The 16200-nt window shown below is 65.3% G+C and carries 17 protein-coding genes; 13 read left to right on the top strand and 4 right to left on the bottom strand.

Annotated elements, in window-relative coordinates:
- Positions 1 to 88: 88 nt before the first annotated feature.
- Positions 89 to 1426 carry an MFS transporter gene (locus tag AKL29_RS36030; protein ID WP_028333277.1) on the bottom strand — a complete coding sequence of 446 codons (1338 nt, stop codon included), beginning with the start codon at positions 1424 to 1426 and terminating at the stop codon, positions 89 to 91.
- Between the two features lie 213 nt (positions 1427 to 1639).
- Between AKL29_RS36030 and AKL29_RS36025 the strand changes: the two genes are divergently transcribed.
- A complete protein-coding gene (locus AKL29_RS36025; protein ID WP_050387581.1) occupies positions 1640 to 2671 on the top strand; it encodes an alpha/beta fold hydrolase in 1032 nt (343 codons plus the stop codon).
- Between the two features lie 14 nt (positions 2672 to 2685).
- Complete coding sequence (locus AKL29_RS36020; protein ID WP_050387430.1) at positions 2686 to 3636, top strand: fatty acid desaturase; 951 nt, start codon at positions 2686 to 2688, stop codon at positions 3634 to 3636.
- A gap of 3 nt (positions 3637 to 3639) precedes the next feature.
- On the opposite strand, the gene AKL29_RS36015 is transcribed toward AKL29_RS36020, so the two are convergent.
- A complete protein-coding gene (locus AKL29_RS36015; protein WP_050387429.1) occupies positions 3640 to 4251 on the bottom strand; it encodes a TetR/AcrR family transcriptional regulator in 612 nt (203 codons plus the stop codon).
- A gap of 178 nt (positions 4252 to 4429) precedes the next feature.
- Here AKL29_RS36015 and AKL29_RS36010 point away from each other — a divergent pair, with 178 nt between their 5' ends.
- From AKL29_RS36010 to AKL29_RS35975, 8 genes are all read left to right on the top strand, one after another.
- The gene (locus tag AKL29_RS36010) at positions 4430 to 5455 is read left to right on the top strand and encodes a histone deacetylase family protein (protein WP_050387428.1); all 1026 of its coding nucleotides are present in this window, start codon (positions 4430 to 4432) and stop codon (positions 5453 to 5455) included.
- Between the two features lie 237 nt (positions 5456 to 5692).
- On the top strand, positions 5693 to 6622 hold the full coding sequence (locus tag AKL29_RS36005) for a Gfo/Idh/MocA family protein (protein WP_050387580.1): 930 nt from the start codon (positions 5693 to 5695) through the stop codon (positions 6620 to 6622).
- Between the two features lie 2 nt (positions 6623 to 6624).
- The gene (locus AKL29_RS36000) at positions 6625 to 7695 is read left to right on the top strand and encodes an aldose epimerase family protein (RefSeq protein ID WP_050387427.1); all 1071 of its coding nucleotides are present in this window, start codon (positions 6625 to 6627) and stop codon (positions 7693 to 7695) included.
- Between the two features lie 35 nt (positions 7696 to 7730).
- On the top strand, positions 7731 to 8609 hold the full coding sequence (locus tag AKL29_RS35995; RefSeq protein WP_050387579.1) for an SMP-30/gluconolactonase/LRE family protein: 879 nt from the start codon (positions 7731 to 7733) through the stop codon (positions 8607 to 8609).
- Between the two features lie 59 nt (positions 8610 to 8668).
- Positions 8669 to 9400 carry a TetR/AcrR family transcriptional regulator gene (locus AKL29_RS35990; protein ID WP_028333269.1) on the top strand — a complete coding sequence of 244 codons (732 nt, stop codon included), beginning with the start codon at positions 8669 to 8671 and terminating at the stop codon, positions 9398 to 9400.
- Positions 9401 to 9419: 19 nt separating this feature from the next.
- A complete protein-coding gene (locus tag AKL29_RS35985; protein ID WP_050387426.1) occupies positions 9420 to 10289 on the top strand; it encodes a substrate-binding domain-containing protein in 870 nt (289 codons plus the stop codon).
- A 5-nt stretch (positions 10290 to 10294) separates the two neighbouring features.
- Positions 10295 to 11302: a DUF1932 domain-containing protein gene (locus AKL29_RS35980; protein WP_082190803.1), complete on the top strand. Its 1008-nt coding sequence runs from the start codon at positions 10295 to 10297 to the stop codon at positions 11300 to 11302.
- Complete coding sequence (locus AKL29_RS35975; protein WP_050387425.1) at positions 11299 to 12081, top strand: SDR family NAD(P)-dependent oxidoreductase; 783 nt, start codon at positions 11299 to 11301, stop codon at positions 12079 to 12081. Before AKL29_RS35980 ends, AKL29_RS35975 begins: the two co-directional genes overlap by 4 nt.
- A 277-nt stretch (positions 12082 to 12358) precedes the next feature.
- Here AKL29_RS35975 and AKL29_RS35970 read toward each other — a convergent pair whose 3' ends face one another.
- Positions 12359 to 13171 carry an enoyl-CoA hydratase gene (locus tag AKL29_RS35970; RefSeq protein ID WP_050387424.1) on the bottom strand — a complete coding sequence of 271 codons (813 nt, stop codon included), beginning with the start codon at positions 13169 to 13171 and terminating at the stop codon, positions 12359 to 12361.
- 391 nt (positions 13172 to 13562) lie between these two features.
- Between AKL29_RS35970 and AKL29_RS35965 the strand changes: the two genes are divergently transcribed.
- On the top strand, positions 13563 to 14216 hold the full coding sequence (locus tag AKL29_RS35965) for a PilZ domain-containing protein (protein WP_050387423.1): 654 nt from the start codon (positions 13563 to 13565) through the stop codon (positions 14214 to 14216).
- Between the two features lie 21 nt (positions 14217 to 14237).
- On the opposite strand, the gene AKL29_RS35960 is transcribed toward AKL29_RS35965, so the two are convergent.
- Positions 14238 to 14942: a hypothetical protein gene (locus AKL29_RS35960; protein ID WP_028333263.1), complete on the bottom strand. Its 705-nt coding sequence runs from the start codon at positions 14940 to 14942 to the stop codon at positions 14238 to 14240.
- A gap of 188 nt (positions 14943 to 15130) precedes the next feature.
- Between AKL29_RS35960 and AKL29_RS35955 the strand changes: the two genes are divergently transcribed.
- Together AKL29_RS35955 and AKL29_RS35950 are read left to right on the top strand one after the other, a co-directional pair.
- Positions 15131 to 15751, top strand: coding sequence for a class I SAM-dependent methyltransferase (locus AKL29_RS35955; RefSeq protein WP_050387422.1), 621 nt, complete (start codon positions 15131 to 15133; stop codon positions 15749 to 15751).
- Between the two features lie 21 nt (positions 15752 to 15772).
- Positions 15773 to 16183, top strand: a complete 411-nt coding sequence (locus tag AKL29_RS35950; RefSeq protein WP_050387421.1) for a DOPA 4,5-dioxygenase family protein — start codon at positions 15773 to 15775, stop codon at positions 16181 to 16183.
- The last annotated feature ends 17 nt before the right edge of the window (positions 16184 to 16200 follow it).

The raw sequence follows: 16200 nt of genomic DNA, 5'->3' as shown, positions 1-16200 counted from the left end.
CTGCGGAGACGTGTTGCTTTGCCCCTCACCCGAAATTCGCTGTGCGAATTTCGACCTCTCCCCGCGGAAGGGCGGGGAGAGGTCGCGTTCAGGCCGCCTTCAGCTGCACCCGCTTGATCTCGCCGACGATGAACAGATAGGCGATCGCCGCGACCAGCGCGTTGGCACCGACGAACACCAGCGCGCCGTTGAACGAGCCGGTGGCGGCCAGGATGTAGCCGATGATGATCGGCGTCGTGATCGAGGACAGGTTACCGAAGGTGTTGAACAGTCCGCCGGAGACGCCGCCGGCTTCCTTCGGCGAGGTGTCGGAGACGACCGCCCAGCCGAGCGCGCCGATGCCCTTGCCGAAGAAGGCGAGCGCCATGAAGCCGACCACCAGTGCCTGGCCGTCGACATAGTTGCAGGCGATGATCGACATAGACAGCAGCATGCCGCCGACGATCGGGATCTTGCGCGCCATGGTCAGCGAGCCGGTGCGGCGCAGGATATAGTCCGAGATCACGCCGCCGAGCACGCCGCCGATGAAGCCGCACAGCGCCGGCAAGGTCGCGACGAAGCCGGCCTGCAGGATCGAGAGCCCGCGCTCCTTCACCAGATAGACCGGGAACCAGGTCAGGAAGAAGTAGGTCAGCGTGTTGATGCAGTACTGGCCGATATAGACGCCGAGCATCATGCGGTTGGCGAGCAGCTGACGGATGTGGTCCCAGCTGGGGCCGCTGTCCTGCGTCTTGCCGGCCTTCGCCGCATCCATGTCGACCAGCGCGCCGCCCTGCTTGATGTAGTCGAACTCGGCCTCGTTGATCGCGGGGTGCTCCTTCGGCTCGTAGATGGTCTTGATCCAGGCAATGCCCATGACGATGCCGAGCGCACCCATCACGTAGAACACATGGCGCCAGCCATACGCATGGGCGATCCAGCCCATCAGCGGCGCGAAGATCACGGTGGCGAAATACTGCCCCGAATTGAAAAAGGCCGAGGCGGTGCCGCGTTCATTGCCGGGGAACCAGGAGGCGACGATGCGGGCATTGGCCGGGAATGACGGCGCCTCGGCGATGCCGACCAGGAAGCGCAGCCCGAACAGCAGCACCACGGCCGCGCCGGCGGACAGGAACCCGACCAGGCCCTGCATCGCGGTGAAGATCGACCAGACGATGATGCTGATCGCATAGACCCATTTGGAGCCGAAGCGGTCGAGCAGCCAGCCGCACGGCACCTGCGCGACCACATAGGACCAGCCGAACGCCGAGAACACGTAGCCCATCGCGACGGGATCGAGATGCAGTTCCTTGGAAAGTGCGGGGCCGGCGATCGAGAGCGTGGCGCGATCGGCATAGTTCACGGTGGTGACGAGAAACAGCATCGTCACGATCAAGAGCCGGACGCGGGATCGCCGCGTGTCTGCGGCGGACACAATTGCGCTCATTAGCGCCTCCTCGAAAATTTCCTCGGGGTCTCTCCTAGAGAGATGACGAGAATGGGTCCAAGCCGAAACGGGTATTGATCCATACCGATTTTGAATGGATCGGCCCGGTGTCATTCCACCTTCGCCGCTATTGCCGGGGTTCCGCATTTAGTGTACGAATAGTACAGCTATGGAGGGCGCAGCGTTGCGCCTGCTGCTCGAGGTCGAATGCTGATGACCACGCTGCGCGACTATGAGGTGTTCGAGGCAGGTGATGTGACGCTGCAGGGCGGTGCCGTGTTTCCGCAACTGAGGCTCGCCTACAAGACCTATGGCACGCTGAATGCGGCGCGGGACAACGTCATCCTCTATCCGACGTCGTTCGCCGCACAGCACACCGACATCGAATGGCTGGTGCAGCCGGGCGGCGCGCTCGATCCCGAGCGCTACTTCATCGTCATCGCGAATCTGTTCGGCAATGGTCTGTCTTCCTCGCCGTCGAATTCCGCCGAGCTGCTGGGCGGCGCGCCGTTTCCTGCCTTCACCTATCATGACGCGGTCGCGATCCAGCGGCGGCTGCTGGTCGAGCGGTTTGGCGTGACCAGGCTCGCGCTGGTCTATGGCTGGTCGATGGGCGGCATGCAGGCCTATCACTGGGCCGCGCGGTATCCCGACATGGTGGAGCGCGCAGCCGTGGTTTGCGGCAGCGCGCGGTGCTCGCCGTATAATCATGTCTTCCTCGAAGGCGTGAAGGCCGCGCTGACCGCCGACCCGGCCTATCGGGATGGCCGCTTCGTCGCCAAGCCGGTGGCGGGCCTGCGCGCGATGGGGCGCGTCTACGCCGGCTGGGCGATGTCGCATGAGTTCTATCGCGAGGAAGTCTGGCGCAAGGTTGGCTTCAACTCGCTGGAAGACTATCTGGCGGGATCCTGGGACGGTGCCTTCGCGCGGCGCGATGCGAATGATCTGCTGGCGCAGATCGCGATCTGGCAGGTCGGCGATATCAGCCGTTGCGATCAATTCGGCGGCGACTTCGACCGGGCGCTGGCCGCGATCAGGGCGCATGTCCTGCTGATTCCGGGGCGTACTGATCGCTATTTCGACCCGCGCGACAACGAGGATGAACTCGGTCGCCTCGTCAACGCACGCTCGGCCGCGCTGCACGCCATTCCCTCGATCCATGGGCATCGGGCCGGCAACCCCGCCAACAACGCCGAAGACCGCGCCTTCATCAACGCCGAAATCTCGGCGCTGCTGCAACGCTGATAGGTGAGACGACCATGAGCACCGCAGAGACCAGTGACGCCGGACCCCGCCTGAAGCCGCTCAGCCCGCTGACCTTGCGCGATTTGTCGACCAAGTCGAACCTTGCCGGCGCGGTGCGCGCGGCAAGCCATTACGGAATGATCGTCATCGTCGGTGCGCTGATCTCCCTGGTCTCATCGCGCTACGGTCTGCCATGGGCGCTGCCGCTGATTGCCGTGCAGGGCTACTTCGTCGCATTCCTGTTCATGGTGGTGCATGAGACCGCGCACAAGACGGCGTTCCGCAGTCCAGTGCTCAATCTTGTCGTCGGCAATCTGTCCGCCTTCATGATCGGACTGCCCTACCAGTATTACTGCCTGTTTCACTGGGACCATCACCGCTACACGCAGGATCCTGAGAAAGACCCGGAGCTGATCGTCGGCCCCAAGCCCGCGTCGGACACCCAGCTCGCGATCGCCTATTCGGGACTGCTGCAGGTGTTGGTTCGCATCCGCCTGATGTTTTGGCATGCACTCACCGGAAAGGTGGTTGTGCCATGGATTTCGGCGCACAAGCGGGCCTCGATCGTGCTGGAGGCGCGGCTCTATCTCGCGGGCTATCTGCTGTTGCTTGTGGCATCGTTCGCGCTGCACAGCGCGATCCTGCTCTTTGTGTGGGTCGTGCCGCTCCTGGCCGGTCAGCTCATCCTGCGCCCCTATCTTTATGCCGAGCACACCGGCTGCGAGCGGACGCGGAGCGCGTTCGAGAACACGCGCACCACGATGACCGGCAGGATCATGAAATGGTTCGCCTGGAACATGCCTTACCATGTCGAGCACCACGCCTATCCCACGGTGCCGTTCCATGCGCTGCCGAAGCTCAACGCCATCGTCGATGGCCACATCGTGTATCGCGGCAGCAGTTACCGGGCCGTGACGCGCGAGACCTGGGTCTGGTTCCGCCGTCAGCGCCAGCGCTCTGCTTGATAGTCAAGCGTCCGCGCGTGGCCGCAGCACCAGATTGACGAGATTGCGGGCGTAGGCCGGCGTCAACGGCTTGATGCCGAAGACGTAGCGATAGAACAGGCTGCCATAGATCGCGTCATAGATGTCGCCGGGGACGGCCGGCGCGCCGATGCTGCCATCCTTCTGGCCGGTGGCGATGATCTCCAGCATCTTGCTGCGGCGCAGGCCGAGGTAACGCTCGTAGAACAGTTCCGCCGTGCCGGTCTTCGAGATGCATTCCGAGATCACGGCGAGCTGCACCCGACCGAACTCGCCCTGCAACGCCTCGACATAGGTTGCGACATGACGGCGGACGCGGGCCACCGGATTGCCGGTTTCGGGCAGCGGCACGGCCCGCGAGGCCTGGTCGAGGAAGGCATCGATCAGCAAGGCTTCGCGCGACGGCCACCATTTGTAGATCGTCATCTTCGAGACGTTGGAATGCTTGGCGATCGCGTCGATGGTGGTCGCGGCGAGGCCGGTCGTCGCCATCAGCTGATAGGCGCCTTCCAGGATCGCGGCCGTGGTCGCGGCGGAGCGCGGCCGCCCGCGCCGCCCCGTTGCCGTTTCCTCTGTCACCGTCTTGCCGCTGGCCATGGCCGGACTTCGCGTCCTGCGTCTTTCAATCATTGCGCTGCATGCGGGCATAGCATGAAATCGCGCTCGGTTTCAGATCGTCGCCGTCGCTGATAGTGTACAACGCGCAAGCCAAAGCTTGCGTGCGGCACATTGCCCTCGCTCTGTCCAGCTCAGCCGATCGAACAGGAGTGTCCCCGTGAAGGCCGTCTACAGTGATCTGCACCGCAGCCATGATCCGCAATTCTTCCTGGTCCGCGGTGTGGTCCAGCGTACCACCGAACAGCCCGAACGCGCCGACCGCCTGCTGGCGGGCCTGAAGGCCGGCAAGCACACGCTGATCGAGCCGACCAGGTTCGGCCAGGGGCCGCGGGCGCGCGTGCATAGTCCGGAATATCTGAGCTTTCTCGCGGACGCCTGGGACGAATGGTCGGCGCTCGGCAATGCCGGACCGGAGATGATCGCGAACATCCACCCGGTGCGCAATGCCGGCACGTACCCTGCTCATATCGTCGGCAAGCTCGGCTGGCACACGATGGACACCGCGGCTCCGATCGGTCCCGGCACCTGGGCCGGCGCCTGCGCCGCGAGCGACGTCGCAGTCACCGCCGCGCAGATGGTGCTCGACGGCGAGGACGCCGTCTACGCGCTGAGCCGTCCGCCCGGCCATCACGCCTATCGCGACCTCGCCGGCGGGTTCTGTTTCCTCAACAACAGCGCGATTGCGGCCGAGCATCTGCGCCAGAAGCATGAGCGCGTCGCGATCCTCGACGTCGACGTGCATCACGGCAACGGCACGCAGGGCATCTTCTATGAGCGACCGGATGTCTTCACCGTCTCGATCCACGCCGATCCGTCGTTCTTCTACCCCTTCGTCTGGGGCTATGCGCATGAGCGCGGCGCCGGAGGCGGCCTCGGCACCAATCTCAACATTCCCCTCGCCAAGGGCACCGGTGACGACGACTACATGAAGGCGCTCGCAGCGGCGGAGAAGGCGATCCGCTCCTTTGCTCCGACCGCGCTCGTGGTCGCGCTCGGTCTCGACGCCTCCGAGAAGGACCCGCTTGCCGGTCTCGCCGTCACCACCGACGGCTTTCGTCGCATCGGCGAGGGGCTGGCCCGATTCGGACTGCCGACGGTGCTGGTGCAGGAGGGCGGCTATCTCTCCGACATCCTCGGCGCCAATCTGACGGCGGTGCTCGGCGGGTTTGAGGCCGCGCGCTAGCGCAATTCCGGGCGAGGCGGTGACCGGTCCGCGCGAAGAAAGCCCGTCAAGACCGGAATCTGGAGCATCGGCCTTGATTTGATCAAAGCCGATGCCCCGGCCGCGAGGTGCACACCAGAGCGTCGTGGACTTGCGCGTCCGCAACCAAAATCACATCATGCCGTTGGTATTCGGCGCTGGCTTATGATTCTGCCTGGCGGTTTCAGCCGGCAGGTCGACCGCAACGCGAGGACGGCCATGAGTGACCTGCTTCGCATCGCCATCGTCGGTTATGGCGAGATCGCGTGCCGGCAGCACGTGCCTGCGATCGCGAAGACGTCAGGCGTAGCTCTCGTTGCGGTGGTTGATCCCGTCAAAACCCCGCCCGGCCTGCCGCATTTCCGCGATTTGCAGGAGTTGTTGCGCGACGGGCCGGAGATCGATGCGGTCGCGCTGTGTACGCCACCGCAGGTGCGCCACGCGCAGGCCGACGCCGCGCTCGCGTCGGGCAAGCATGTGCTGATGGAGAAGCCGCCGGGCACGACGTTGAGCGAACTCACGCCGCTGATCGCGGCCGCGCAGGAGGCGGGTCGGACATTGTTTGCCACATGGCATTCACGCTATGCGGCCGCGGTCGGTCCTGCGCGGCAATTGCTCGCGAGACGCACCATCAACAAGGTGACCATCATCTGGAAGGAAGACGTGCGCGTCTGGCATCCGGGCCAGATCTGGATCTTCGAGGCGGGTGGCTTCGGCGTGTTCGATCCCGGCATCAACGCGCTGTCGATCCTGACCGAGATCCTGCCGCGTGCGGTCTTCATCAGGAGTGCGGCATTGGACTTTCCATCCAATCGGGAGGCGCCGATTGCGGCAGAGATCGAACTCTCCGACGCGGGTGGCTTGCCAATTCACGCCGAATTCGATTTCCGCCAGACCGGATCGCCGAGCTGGGACATCCTGTGCGAGACCGAGGCCGGACCTGTGACGCTGTCGACAGGTGGAAGGCAGCTGCGCGATGGCGGCAGGCTGGTGGTCGATGCGCCAGATGAGGAATACCCCGCGCTCTACCGCCGTTTCGTCGCGTTGACCTCGGAAGGAAAATCCGATGTCGACCTCGCGCCCTTGCGGCTTGTCGCCGATAGCTTCATGCTCGGGCGACGGCGCCTCGTCGAGGCGTTCAAGGACTGACAATGATATCAGCCAGCATTGGTCGCGCCCCCTTCGGCAAATTGCACGACGGCACCGTGGTCGAGCGCGTGATCTTGCGCGGCGAATACGGTTTTGAGGCCGCCATCCTTCCGTTCGGCGCCACGCTGCAAGCGCTGCTTGCGCCGGATCGTGACGGGCATTGCGACGACATCGTGCTTGGCCACGATGAGCTCGACGGCTATCTCGCACAGCGCAAATTCTTCGGCGCGACGATCGGGCGCTATGCCAACCGGATAGCCGGCGCGCGTTTCGTGCTCGATGGCGAGACCGTGCAGCTTGACGCCAACAACGGTCCCAACGCGCTGCACGGCGGCCTGCAAGGCTTTGATCGCAAGCTGTGGCGGATCGTCGAACTATCGGATGATCCGGGACCGACGCTGGTGCTGGAGCGCGAGAGCCCGCATGGCGAGGAAGGCTATCCCGGCAATCTTCAGGCGCGGGTGACCTACAGCGTGCGCAACCCGATGGAGCTCTCGGTCACCTACGAGGCGACGACCGACCGGCCGACCTGCCTCAACCTCACCAATCACAGCTTCTTCAATCTCGAGGGCGCGCGCTCGGGCATGCAGATCCTCGATCACCGCCTGACGATCGTCTCCGACCATTTCCTCGCGGTGGATGCCACGGCGATCCCGCTACCGGGCCCGCCGCGGCCGGTCGACGGCACGCCGTTCGACTTCCGCAAGCCCACGGCCATCGGCGCGTGGATCAGGATGCATGACGAGCAGCTCCAGCTTGGGCGCGGCTACGACCACAATTTCTGTCTGGCCAAGGGGACGGACCTTCGCCTGGCCGCGCGCCTCGAGGCGCCGCATAGCGGCCGCGTGATGGAACTGCTCACCGATCAGCCGGGATTGCAGTTCTATTCCGGCAATTTCCTCGACGGCTCGACCGCCGGCAAGGGCGATCGTCTTTACCGGCAATTCGACGCGCTCTGTCTCGAGCCGCATGCCTGGCCGGATACGCCGAACCGGCCCGACTTCCCGTCGGCGCGGCTCGATCCGGGGCAGCTCTATCGGCGCAGCATCGTCTACCGCTTCTCAACCGCGTGAGTGACGCAATGACCGACCGTGCCGCCGAGCCGCTGATGGAAGAGGTGCCGACATCGGTGCTGTCGGCGGAGCGTTGCCATCTCGGCGAGGGTCCGACCTATGATGCGGCAACCGACACCGCCTGGTGGTTCGACATCCGCGAGCGCCGCCTGTTCGAGCATCGATTTGCAGGCGGCACCACTGTGATCCATGAATTGCCGAAAATGGCGAGTGCATTGGCGCGGATCGACGGCGAGCGGCAGCTGATCCTGACCGAAGATGGACTTTATGTCCGGCACGTTGCCGACGGCCGCCTGGAGCTGTTCGCCGCGCTGGAGGCCGACAATCCGCTGACGCGCTCCAACGATGCGCGCGTGCATCCGTCGGGCACGTTCTGGCTCGGCACCATGGGGCGCCATGCCGAGCAGGGTGCCGGCGCGATCTATGCGCTGCACCGGGGCCGCATCGTGCGGCTGTATCCCGGGATCACCATCCCGAATGCGATCTGCTTTTCGCCCGCGGGCGACATCGGCTATTTCGCCGATACCGCGACCAACGTACTGCATCGCGTGCCGCTCGATCCAGCAACAGGACTGCCGGTCGGCGAGCTCACCGAATTGATCAGGCATCAAGGTAGCGGCGGGCTCGACGGCGCGATCGTCGATGCCGACGGGCTGATCTGGAACGCGCGCTGGGGCGGTGGCTCCGTCGACGTTTACGATCCCGCCGGCCGGCATCTGCGTTCGCTGCGCGTACCGGCGAGGCAATCGAGCTGCCCGGCATTCGTCGGCCGCGACTTCTCGCGCGTGCTGGTCACCTCGGCCTGGCAGGACATGGATGAGGCGCAGCGTGCGGCCGATCCCGACCATGGCAGGACGTTCCTGCTCGACGCTGCCGCGCGCGGTCGTGCCGAGCCCGACGTCAAACTATCCTGACGGATGCGTGCAGCGCGGCGTTGTTGACGCGACCGGATTATTTGGACGATAGTACAAATATGGTCCGCAAACCTGCCAGGTCTGACGTGAAGGCCGCCGCTAGCACCCGCAAGCCGAACATGCGCGAGGCGATCCTGGCCGCGGCGGAGGAATTGTTCTCGACCTACGGCTTCAACGCCGTCTCGGTGCGCGACATCGCGCAGGCCGCCGGCGCCAATCCGGGCAGCGTGACCTATCATTTCAGGACCAAGGACGGCCTGCTGCTGGAAATCTATCGGCGCCATTGCGGCCCGATGAACCGCAGACGTTCCGAGCTTTTGGCGGCGGCGCGGCGGGTGCGCGATCTGCAGGACCGGCTGGAGGCGATCGTGCGCGCCTATGTGTTGCCGGCCTTTACGTCCGGCAGCGATCTTGCCGGCGGCGGAACGCGGTTCACGCGATTGCGCGCGATCATGTCGGCCGAGGGCAATGAGGTCGTGCGCAAGATCATCGCGCAGACCTTCGACGACACCAGTCATGCCTTCATCGACGCGATTCATGAAAGCCTGCCGCATATTCCGCGTACCGATCTGGTCTGGCGCAGCCACTTCCTGCTCGGCGCGCTCTACTACACGCTGGTGACGCCGGAGCGCGTCTCGCGCCTGTCGCGCGGCAGCGCCGACGGCACCGATGCCGGCCACGCCATCGAGGAGCTGGTGCGCGCCACCGTCGCCGCGTTGCAGGCCGCGCCGCTCGACGAAGGGGCGCCGCGCAAGATCCCGGCCGCGAATCCGGGGCGAGTGGTGACCTGAACGTCCGGAGCTTGTCGCGATGGAGAAACTTCGGCTACGCGCCGTGCTCGGCAATCATTCGCACATCCGGGCGGTGAAGAACGGCGAGCTTCGCTCCGACCTGTTCGATCTCAACTTCACCGAATTCATGCCGACCAACGCCGCTTTCAAGCCGATGGTGCGCGACCAGGCCTTCGACATCTGCGAGATGGCGATCGTGACCTATCTGATGGCAAGGGCGCACGGCAAGCCGCTGGTGCTGTTGCCGGCGGCGATGGTCGGCCGCTTCCAGCACGGCCATGCGCTCTGTCGCGCCGACCGCGGTACGCTCGTGCCTGCCGATCTCGAAGGCAAACGGGTCGGCATCCGCTCGTTCACGACCACGACCGGGGCATGGATGCGCGGCATCCTTGCCAACGACCATGGCGTGAACCTCGACAGGATCAACTGGGTCACGTTCGAGGATCCGCATGTCGCGGAATATGTCGACAGCACCGAGCGTGCGCCAAAGGGCAAGACCATCGTCCAGATGCTGAGGGACGGCGAACTCGACGCCGTGCTCGGCGAGACCTCCAGCGATCCGGCATTCAAGCCATTGTTCGCCGATCCGGCCGCAGAGGCGGCGCGGTGGTATGCGCGGCACGGCGTGGTGCCGGTCAATCATCTGGTGGTGGTGACATCGCGGCTTGCGGCGTCGCGGCCGGACGTGGTGCTGAGCCTGTACGATCTCCTCAAGCGCGGCAAGGAAGAGGCCGGACCACCCGGCATGCCGGACCTGCTGCCGTTCGGCGTTGCGGCGAACCGCAAGCCGCTCGAGCTGATGATCGACTATTGCGCGCAGCAGGCGTTGATCCCCCGGCACGTCACGGTCGACGAGCTGTTCGACGACACAACACGGGACTTGAACTGATGACAATCTCCGGCGATCCGAGGCAATGGCAAATCGGCATGCTGGGCTATGGCGAGGTCGGCCGCATCCTTGCCGAGGATCTGCGCCAGCAGGGCGTGAGGGTTTCGGCCTACGACATCAAGCTTGACCGCGGGCAGGGCGCGGCGCTGCGCGCACACGCGGCCGAGATCGGCGTCGAGCTCGCACAATCCCATGCCGATCTCGCGGCGCGGGCCGATTTCATCATCTCGGCGGTGACGGCGAGCCAGGCGGTGCCGGTGGCCGCGGCCTGCGCGCCCGCAATCCGCAACGGCGCTTGGTTTCTCGACTTCAACTCGGCCTCGCCCGGCGCCAAGCGGCGCGCGGCGGCGCACATCGACGGCGCCGGTGGCCGCTATGTCGAGGGCGCGGTGATGACCTCGCTGCCGCCGTACCGGATCAAGGTGCCGCTGCTGCTCGGCGGCCAAGGCGCGCGGGAGCTCGCGCCGCAGCTGTTCGCGCTCGGCTTTGCGGCGAAGGTCGCAAGTGACGAGCTTGGCGTCTCCTCGGCGGTCAAGATGTGCCGCTGCATCATGATCAAGGGGCTGGAGGCCATGGTGATCGAGAGCTTCACCACCGCACGCGCCTATGGCGTCGAGGATGCGGTGCTCGCCTCGCTCAAGGAAACCTTTCCGTCGATCGACTGGGAGAAGCAGGGCGCCTATTTCTTTCAGCGAGTGATCGAGCACGGCCGGCGGCGCGCCGAGGAGGTGCGCGAGGTGGCGGAGACCGTGCGCGAGGCCGGGCTGACGCCGTGGTCTGCCTCGGGCACCGCCGAGCGCCAGGGCTGGATCGCCGATCTTGCCGATGAGGGCGTGTTCGGAGCCAAGGGAACGCCGGACTTCGCCCGCAGCGCCGACTGGCGTACCGAGGCCGACCGGATTCTCGCGCGCATCAAGTCCCTGAGGTCTCGCCCGGAGAATCCGCCGCGTTCCCTGCCGACGCGCAATGCGCTATTGCTCCATGAACAGTTTGTTCTGGAGGCACTCCCATGAAGAATTCCGGCAAGGTCGTCGCCATCACCGGAGCGGCACGCGGCATCGGCAAGGCCTGCGCGGCGCGCTTCCTGTCCGACGGCGCCAGGGTCGTCATCTCGGATGTCGACGCTGCAGGGCTTGTCCACACCGCCCAGGACCTCGGACATATCGATCAGTTGCGGGCGGTCGAGGCCGACGTCAGCAAGCGCGCCGATGTCGATCGCATTGTCGCGACCGCGGTGAAGGAGTTCGGCCGGCTCGACGTCATGGTCAACAATGCCGGCGTCGCGCGCAACCGCGACTTCCTCGACATCAGCGAGGCCGAATTCGACGACGTGATGGGCATCAACCTCAAGGGCGCGTTCTTCGGCGTCCAGGCCGCGGCGCGCCAGATGATCGCGCAGGGCGGTGGCGGCGTCGTCGTCAACATGTCCTCGGTCAACGCGCTGCTCGCGATCCCCTCGCTCGCGACCTATGCGATGTCCAAGGGCGCGATGAAGCAGCTCACCTCGGTCGCCGCCGTGGCGCTGGCGCCGCACGGCATTCGCGTCGTGGCGGTCGGACCCGGCACGATCCTGACCGAGATGGTGGCGACGGCGATCTTCTCCTCGGAGGACGCGCGGCGCAGCGTGCTGTCGCGGACGCCGGCCGGCCGCTGTGGCGAGCCGAGCGAGGTCGCCTCCGTCGTGGCATTCCTGGCCAGCGACGATGCCTCCTACATCACCGGCCAGACCATCTATCCCGACGGCGGGCGGTTGATCCTGAACTACACGGTGCCGGTCAGCGAGAAGAAGTAGCGGGCAGGTTCAATCGCGAGCAAACTGCCAAAATATCGAAAACAACCCCATGCAAAGTAGCCGCCGGCGGCCGGCGTTCGACCAGGCAGCCTGGCGCGTCGGGCAAATCGGCGGTATTATTCCGTTATACAGAAATATCACAGTAGCCATCCGGTGTCATCGCCTGCGCATGCGGGTAATCCGGTATTCCAGAGGCGAGTCGTGCTTGAGCCGATGGCCGCGGCGTTCAGGATCGCCCGGTTGAACCGGGCGATGACAGGTGAGGATGGGGACGCCGTTAGCGGCCCTTGAACTGCGGCTCGCGCTTTTCCATGAAGGCGCTGCGGCCTTCGCGGAAGTCCGCGCTATCCATGCATTCGATGCCGACCTGCTTGATCGCGGCCATGTCGCGGTCGGCTGGATCCTTCAGCACCTGCGCAATGGTGATCTTGGCGGCCTTGATCGCCAGCGGCGCGTTGCCGGAAATGGTGCGCGCGATCTCCATGGTCGCGTCCCAGAGCTCGGCGTCCGGCAGCACGCGATCGACGAGGCCGATCCGCAGCGCCTCGGCGGAATCGATCCGCATGCCGGTATACATGATCAGCCGCGCCCAGGACGGGCCGACCAGCGACACCAGGTGGCGCAGCCCGTCATAGCCATAGGCGATGCCGAGCTTGGCGGCGGGAATGCCGAACTGGCCGCTGGCGCCGGAGATGCGGATATCGGTCAGCATCGCGACCTGCATGCCGCCGCCAAGGCAGAAGCCGCGGATGCAGGCGATGGTCGGCTTCGGATAGTCGGCGAGCAGGGCGCGCTGGGCGGCGCTGCGCCGTGAATATTCCTCGGAGGCCTCGGCGTTGTGCCTGGTCTTCTCGAACTGGCTGATATCGGCGCCCGATACGAAGGCCTTGTCGCCGGCGCCAACCAGGATCACGACGCGGACGCCCGGATCGTCGCGCAACGCCGTCAGCGCCTCGCCGAGCCCCTCCCACATCTCCAGCGACATCGCATTGCGCTTGTCGGGATTGTTGAAGGTGATGACGCCGACGCCGTCGACGACGTCTTGCAGGATCTTGCCGTCGGCAAGCGGTTTGTTTGACAGGTTTGGCATATGAGGGGGTCCGGTCTGATTTCGGCCAAGGCTAGCACCCGGCCGACAGCCGAGGCAGGCGGTTTGGAGCACGGCGCGATTGCATTACCGGACAGCAACTCTCCCGGTAGTTGTACGGTTCTCAAAATAAACCGCCGCGCAACGGTTGCGCCATAGAGTGCGCCGCCGGCGCTCCGCCCCGGTTTAACTTTTTCCTAGTTTTTCGACGGTATGGCTGTACGCCTGCGCGCCAGGACCATCGCGCCAAGACCATTCCGCCACGCGCTGGGATGCGTGCCGCAGCTCCCCGCTACCATCGCGTCGGTAGCAGACTTCCCCACCACCGGACCGGCAGTGAAGCCGGTCAATCCCGACCTCCGTACATTCACATCGCCTCGGGCGAGGTTCAGTCGTGTCCGTCGAAAAGTTTCTCAAGCAACGCGCGGTCAAGATCACCGTCAACGGCAGCTACACGTTGCCGAACTGGTACGATGCCCAGGGCAAATTGCGCACCTTCGCCTGCCGCACCACGCGCGTCTCGCCGTTCCGGATGATCGTGGACGTGCCCGTCGTCGGCAAGGTCGGCGACCGGCTGACTTCGTATTTCGAGGAGTTCGGCAAGTTCGACGGCTGCATCACCGACACGATGGGCGGCAGCTTCCTGCTCGAGCTCGAGATGACGCATGCCATGCGTGAGAAGTTCGCCGACAAGCTGACCTGGATCGAGAAGAAGCAAAAGGATCCGAGCATCCGCGAGGCGCGCAACAACCCGCGTTTCGCTCCCGTCGCGCCGCATGCCATGCTGACGCTGGCGGACGGCACCATGCAGAGCTGCTTTATCATCGATATGTCGCTGTCCGGCGCGGCCGTCTCCTCCGAGGCGCAGCCGCCGATCGGCATGCCGCTGGCGATCGGCGCCTGCGTCGGGCGAGTGGTCCGGCATCTGCCGAACGGCTTCGCCATCAAGTTCGTCGAGACCTACAAGCAGAGCGAGCTGGCCCGCCTGATCTCGCGCAAGTCCAAGGAATTGCAGCTGGCGTCCGCCGACGGGGACCCTGTCGCCTGACGGCCGGGCTCCGCCGGCTTCCTAGGTCAGCTGTTCCGGATCTTCGGCCGCGCGCATCCGCGAGATGGTGTCCTCGGTTGCATTCGGACCGGCCGCAGCGATCGCGATCTCCCGCGCCAAATTGGTGCATTCGGCCCACAGCAGGAAGAACACCAGCGGCGGCCGTTCGCGCGCTTCGAGCAGTTGCCGACAGCGCTCGGCCGCGCCGTCGATCGCCCACCACTGTTGGGCGACCACCATGACCCTGCGGAAGCTCCGCAATGTGCCGGAGAACTTTTGCGGATCGGCACCCACGAGGGCGCCGCAATGGTTCAGCCAGTTCAAGCCAGCGTAGATCGCGATCCCGTAGTCTTCGATCGCGGTGCCGGTGAAATCGACGACGGTCTTGTCGTGTGCGCGCTGGCGCAGGAAAGCATCGATCATCTCCGCCTGGCGGGCCGGATCGACCAGCAGCGAGATGTCCTGCCGAGGCACCATCGGGACATAGCGCATCGCTTCAAGCCGCGTGTGCTCCCAGATCGCACTGATGTCGCCGAGCAGATCGCCGGACTTGCGTTTGCAGGCCGGATAGACCAGCACGCCATTGTCGGCGAGATCGAGATAGCGCGGGACCACCTTGTCGAGCGCGGCGAGAAACGCCGCCGGATCGCTGAGGCCGCGCAAGTCGCTGGCGGCGTCCTCCGCTTGTGCAGGCTTGTTGACGCGTGTCCAGCCGAAGTTGGCCATCCCCCGGGCGCCCCGATCTCAACCTGTCGGTCAGGTTAGTCTGAAAATGCCGCAAATCAAATGCGGCATTTGCTGCTGCAAGGCTGGCGCGTCGGCTGCTGCGGGTTGACGCGGGAAACGTCCGCGCCTAGCTCATGGTTAATCGTGCGCAACGCGGGTTGCTGGCGCCGCTTTCGGGACCTATCGCCATGATTGCTTCTGATCGCCAATCGCATTGGCAGACCGTCTATCTGACCAAGCGCGAGCAGCAGGTGAGCTGGTCGCAGGCCGATCCGCAGCCCTCGCTGCGCCTGATCGAATCGGTTGCGCCCGGCCGCGACGCCTCGATCGTCGACATCGGCAGCGGAGCTTCGCGACTTGTCGATGCGCTGCTGGCGAGCGGCTTTCATGATGTGACCCTGCTCGATCTCTCCGAGGCGGCGCTGGCGAGCGCGCGGGAGCGGATCGGCGCAGCAGCTGACGCGGTGCGCTGGATCGTAGGTGACGCGACGGTCTGGCAGCCGGAGCAGGCCTTCGACATCTGGCACGATCGTGCGGCGTTCCACTTCCTGGTCGAGGAACCAGACCGCGCGGCCTATCTCGACCGGCTGCATCGCGGCGTCAAAGCAGATGGCCACGCCGTGATCGGCACCTTTGCGCTGGACGGCCCGGAGAAGTGCAGCGGCCTGCCGGTGCAGCGCTATGATCCCGTGACGCTCAGCAGGACCATTGGTCCGGCATTCGAGTTGATCGCGCATGAGGCGCACCGGCACGTCACGCCCTGGGGCGCGACGCAGTCGTTCCAGTTCAGTGTGCTGCGGCGCAAATGACCGGTCAGAAGGAGAGCTGAGATGACGGGCGCGCCACGGACGATCGGCGAGATCGCGAGCTATCACGCTCATGTCTATTACGACCCCGCGACCAGCCGGGATGAGGCGGAGCGGCTGCGCAACTGGATCGGCGAGCGCTTCCTGGTCACGCTCGGGCGCTGGCACGATGTCAAGGTCGGCCCGCACGATCAGGCGATGTATCAGGTGGCGTTTGCGGCAGAACTGTTTCCGACGCTGGTGCCGTGGCTGATGCTGAACCATGGCAGCCTGAGCATCCTGGTCCATCCCAACACCACCAATCCGCGCCGCGACCACCACGACGATCCGCTCTGGATCGGCACGCCGTTGGCCGTTCACGCCGACAAGCTGCCCGAGGTGGCCGAGATGGAGCAGGCGCCCGCGCCGAACACGTCGCCGACGCTGCGTCCTTGAGCGTCGCGGCCGTTGCG

It is taken from the genome of Bradyrhizobium pachyrhizi (genome assembly GCF_001189245.1).
Lineage (GTDB): Bacteria > Pseudomonadota > Alphaproteobacteria > Rhizobiales > Xanthobacteraceae > Bradyrhizobium > Bradyrhizobium pachyrhizi.
The sequence above is the reverse complement of the archived record's forward strand: the minus strand, read 5'-3'. Positions and strand labels throughout refer to the sequence as shown.

Coding starts and splice junctions, on each gene's coding strand:
- AKL29_RS35985 (WP_050387426.1), top strand. CDS start 9,420: ATGGAGAAACTTCGGCTACGCGCCGTGCTCGGCAATCATTCGCACATC.
- AKL29_RS35960 (WP_028333263.1), bottom strand. CDS start 14,942: ATGGCCAACTTCGGCTGGACACGCGTCAACAAGCCTGCACAAGCGGAG.
- AKL29_RS36000 (WP_050387427.1), top strand. CDS start 6,625: ATGATATCAGCCAGCATTGGTCGCGCCCCCTTCGGCAAATTGCACGAC.
- AKL29_RS35955 (WP_050387422.1), top strand. CDS start 15,131: ATGATTGCTTCTGATCGCCAATCGCATTGGCAGACCGTCTATCTGACC.
- AKL29_RS36015 (WP_050387429.1), bottom strand. CDS start 4,251: ATGGCCAGCGGCAAGACGGTGACAGAGGAAACGGCAACGGGGCGGCGC.
- AKL29_RS35995 (WP_050387579.1), top strand. CDS start 7,731: ATGGAAGAGGTGCCGACATCGGTGCTGTCGGCGGAGCGTTGCCATCTC.
- AKL29_RS36005 (WP_050387580.1), top strand. CDS start 5,693: ATGAGTGACCTGCTTCGCATCGCCATCGTCGGTTATGGCGAGATCGCG.
- AKL29_RS35975 (WP_050387425.1), top strand. CDS start 11,299: ATGAAGAATTCCGGCAAGGTCGTCGCCATCACCGGAGCGGCACGCGGC.
- AKL29_RS36020 (WP_050387430.1), top strand. CDS start 2,686: ATGAGCACCGCAGAGACCAGTGACGCCGGACCCCGCCTGAAGCCGCTC.
- AKL29_RS35970 (WP_050387424.1), bottom strand. CDS start 13,171: ATGCCAAACCTGTCAAACAAACCGCTTGCCGACGGCAAGATCCTGCAA.
- AKL29_RS36030 (WP_028333277.1), bottom strand. CDS start 1,426: ATGAGCGCAATTGTGTCCGCCGCAGACACGCGGCGATCCCGCGTCCGG.
- AKL29_RS35950 (WP_050387421.1), top strand. CDS start 15,773: ATGACGGGCGCGCCACGGACGATCGGCGAGATCGCGAGCTATCACGCT.
- AKL29_RS35990 (WP_028333269.1), top strand. CDS start 8,669: ATGGTCCGCAAACCTGCCAGGTCTGACGTGAAGGCCGCCGCTAGCACC.
- AKL29_RS36025 (WP_050387581.1), top strand. CDS start 1,640: ATGACCACGCTGCGCGACTATGAGGTGTTCGAGGCAGGTGATGTGACG.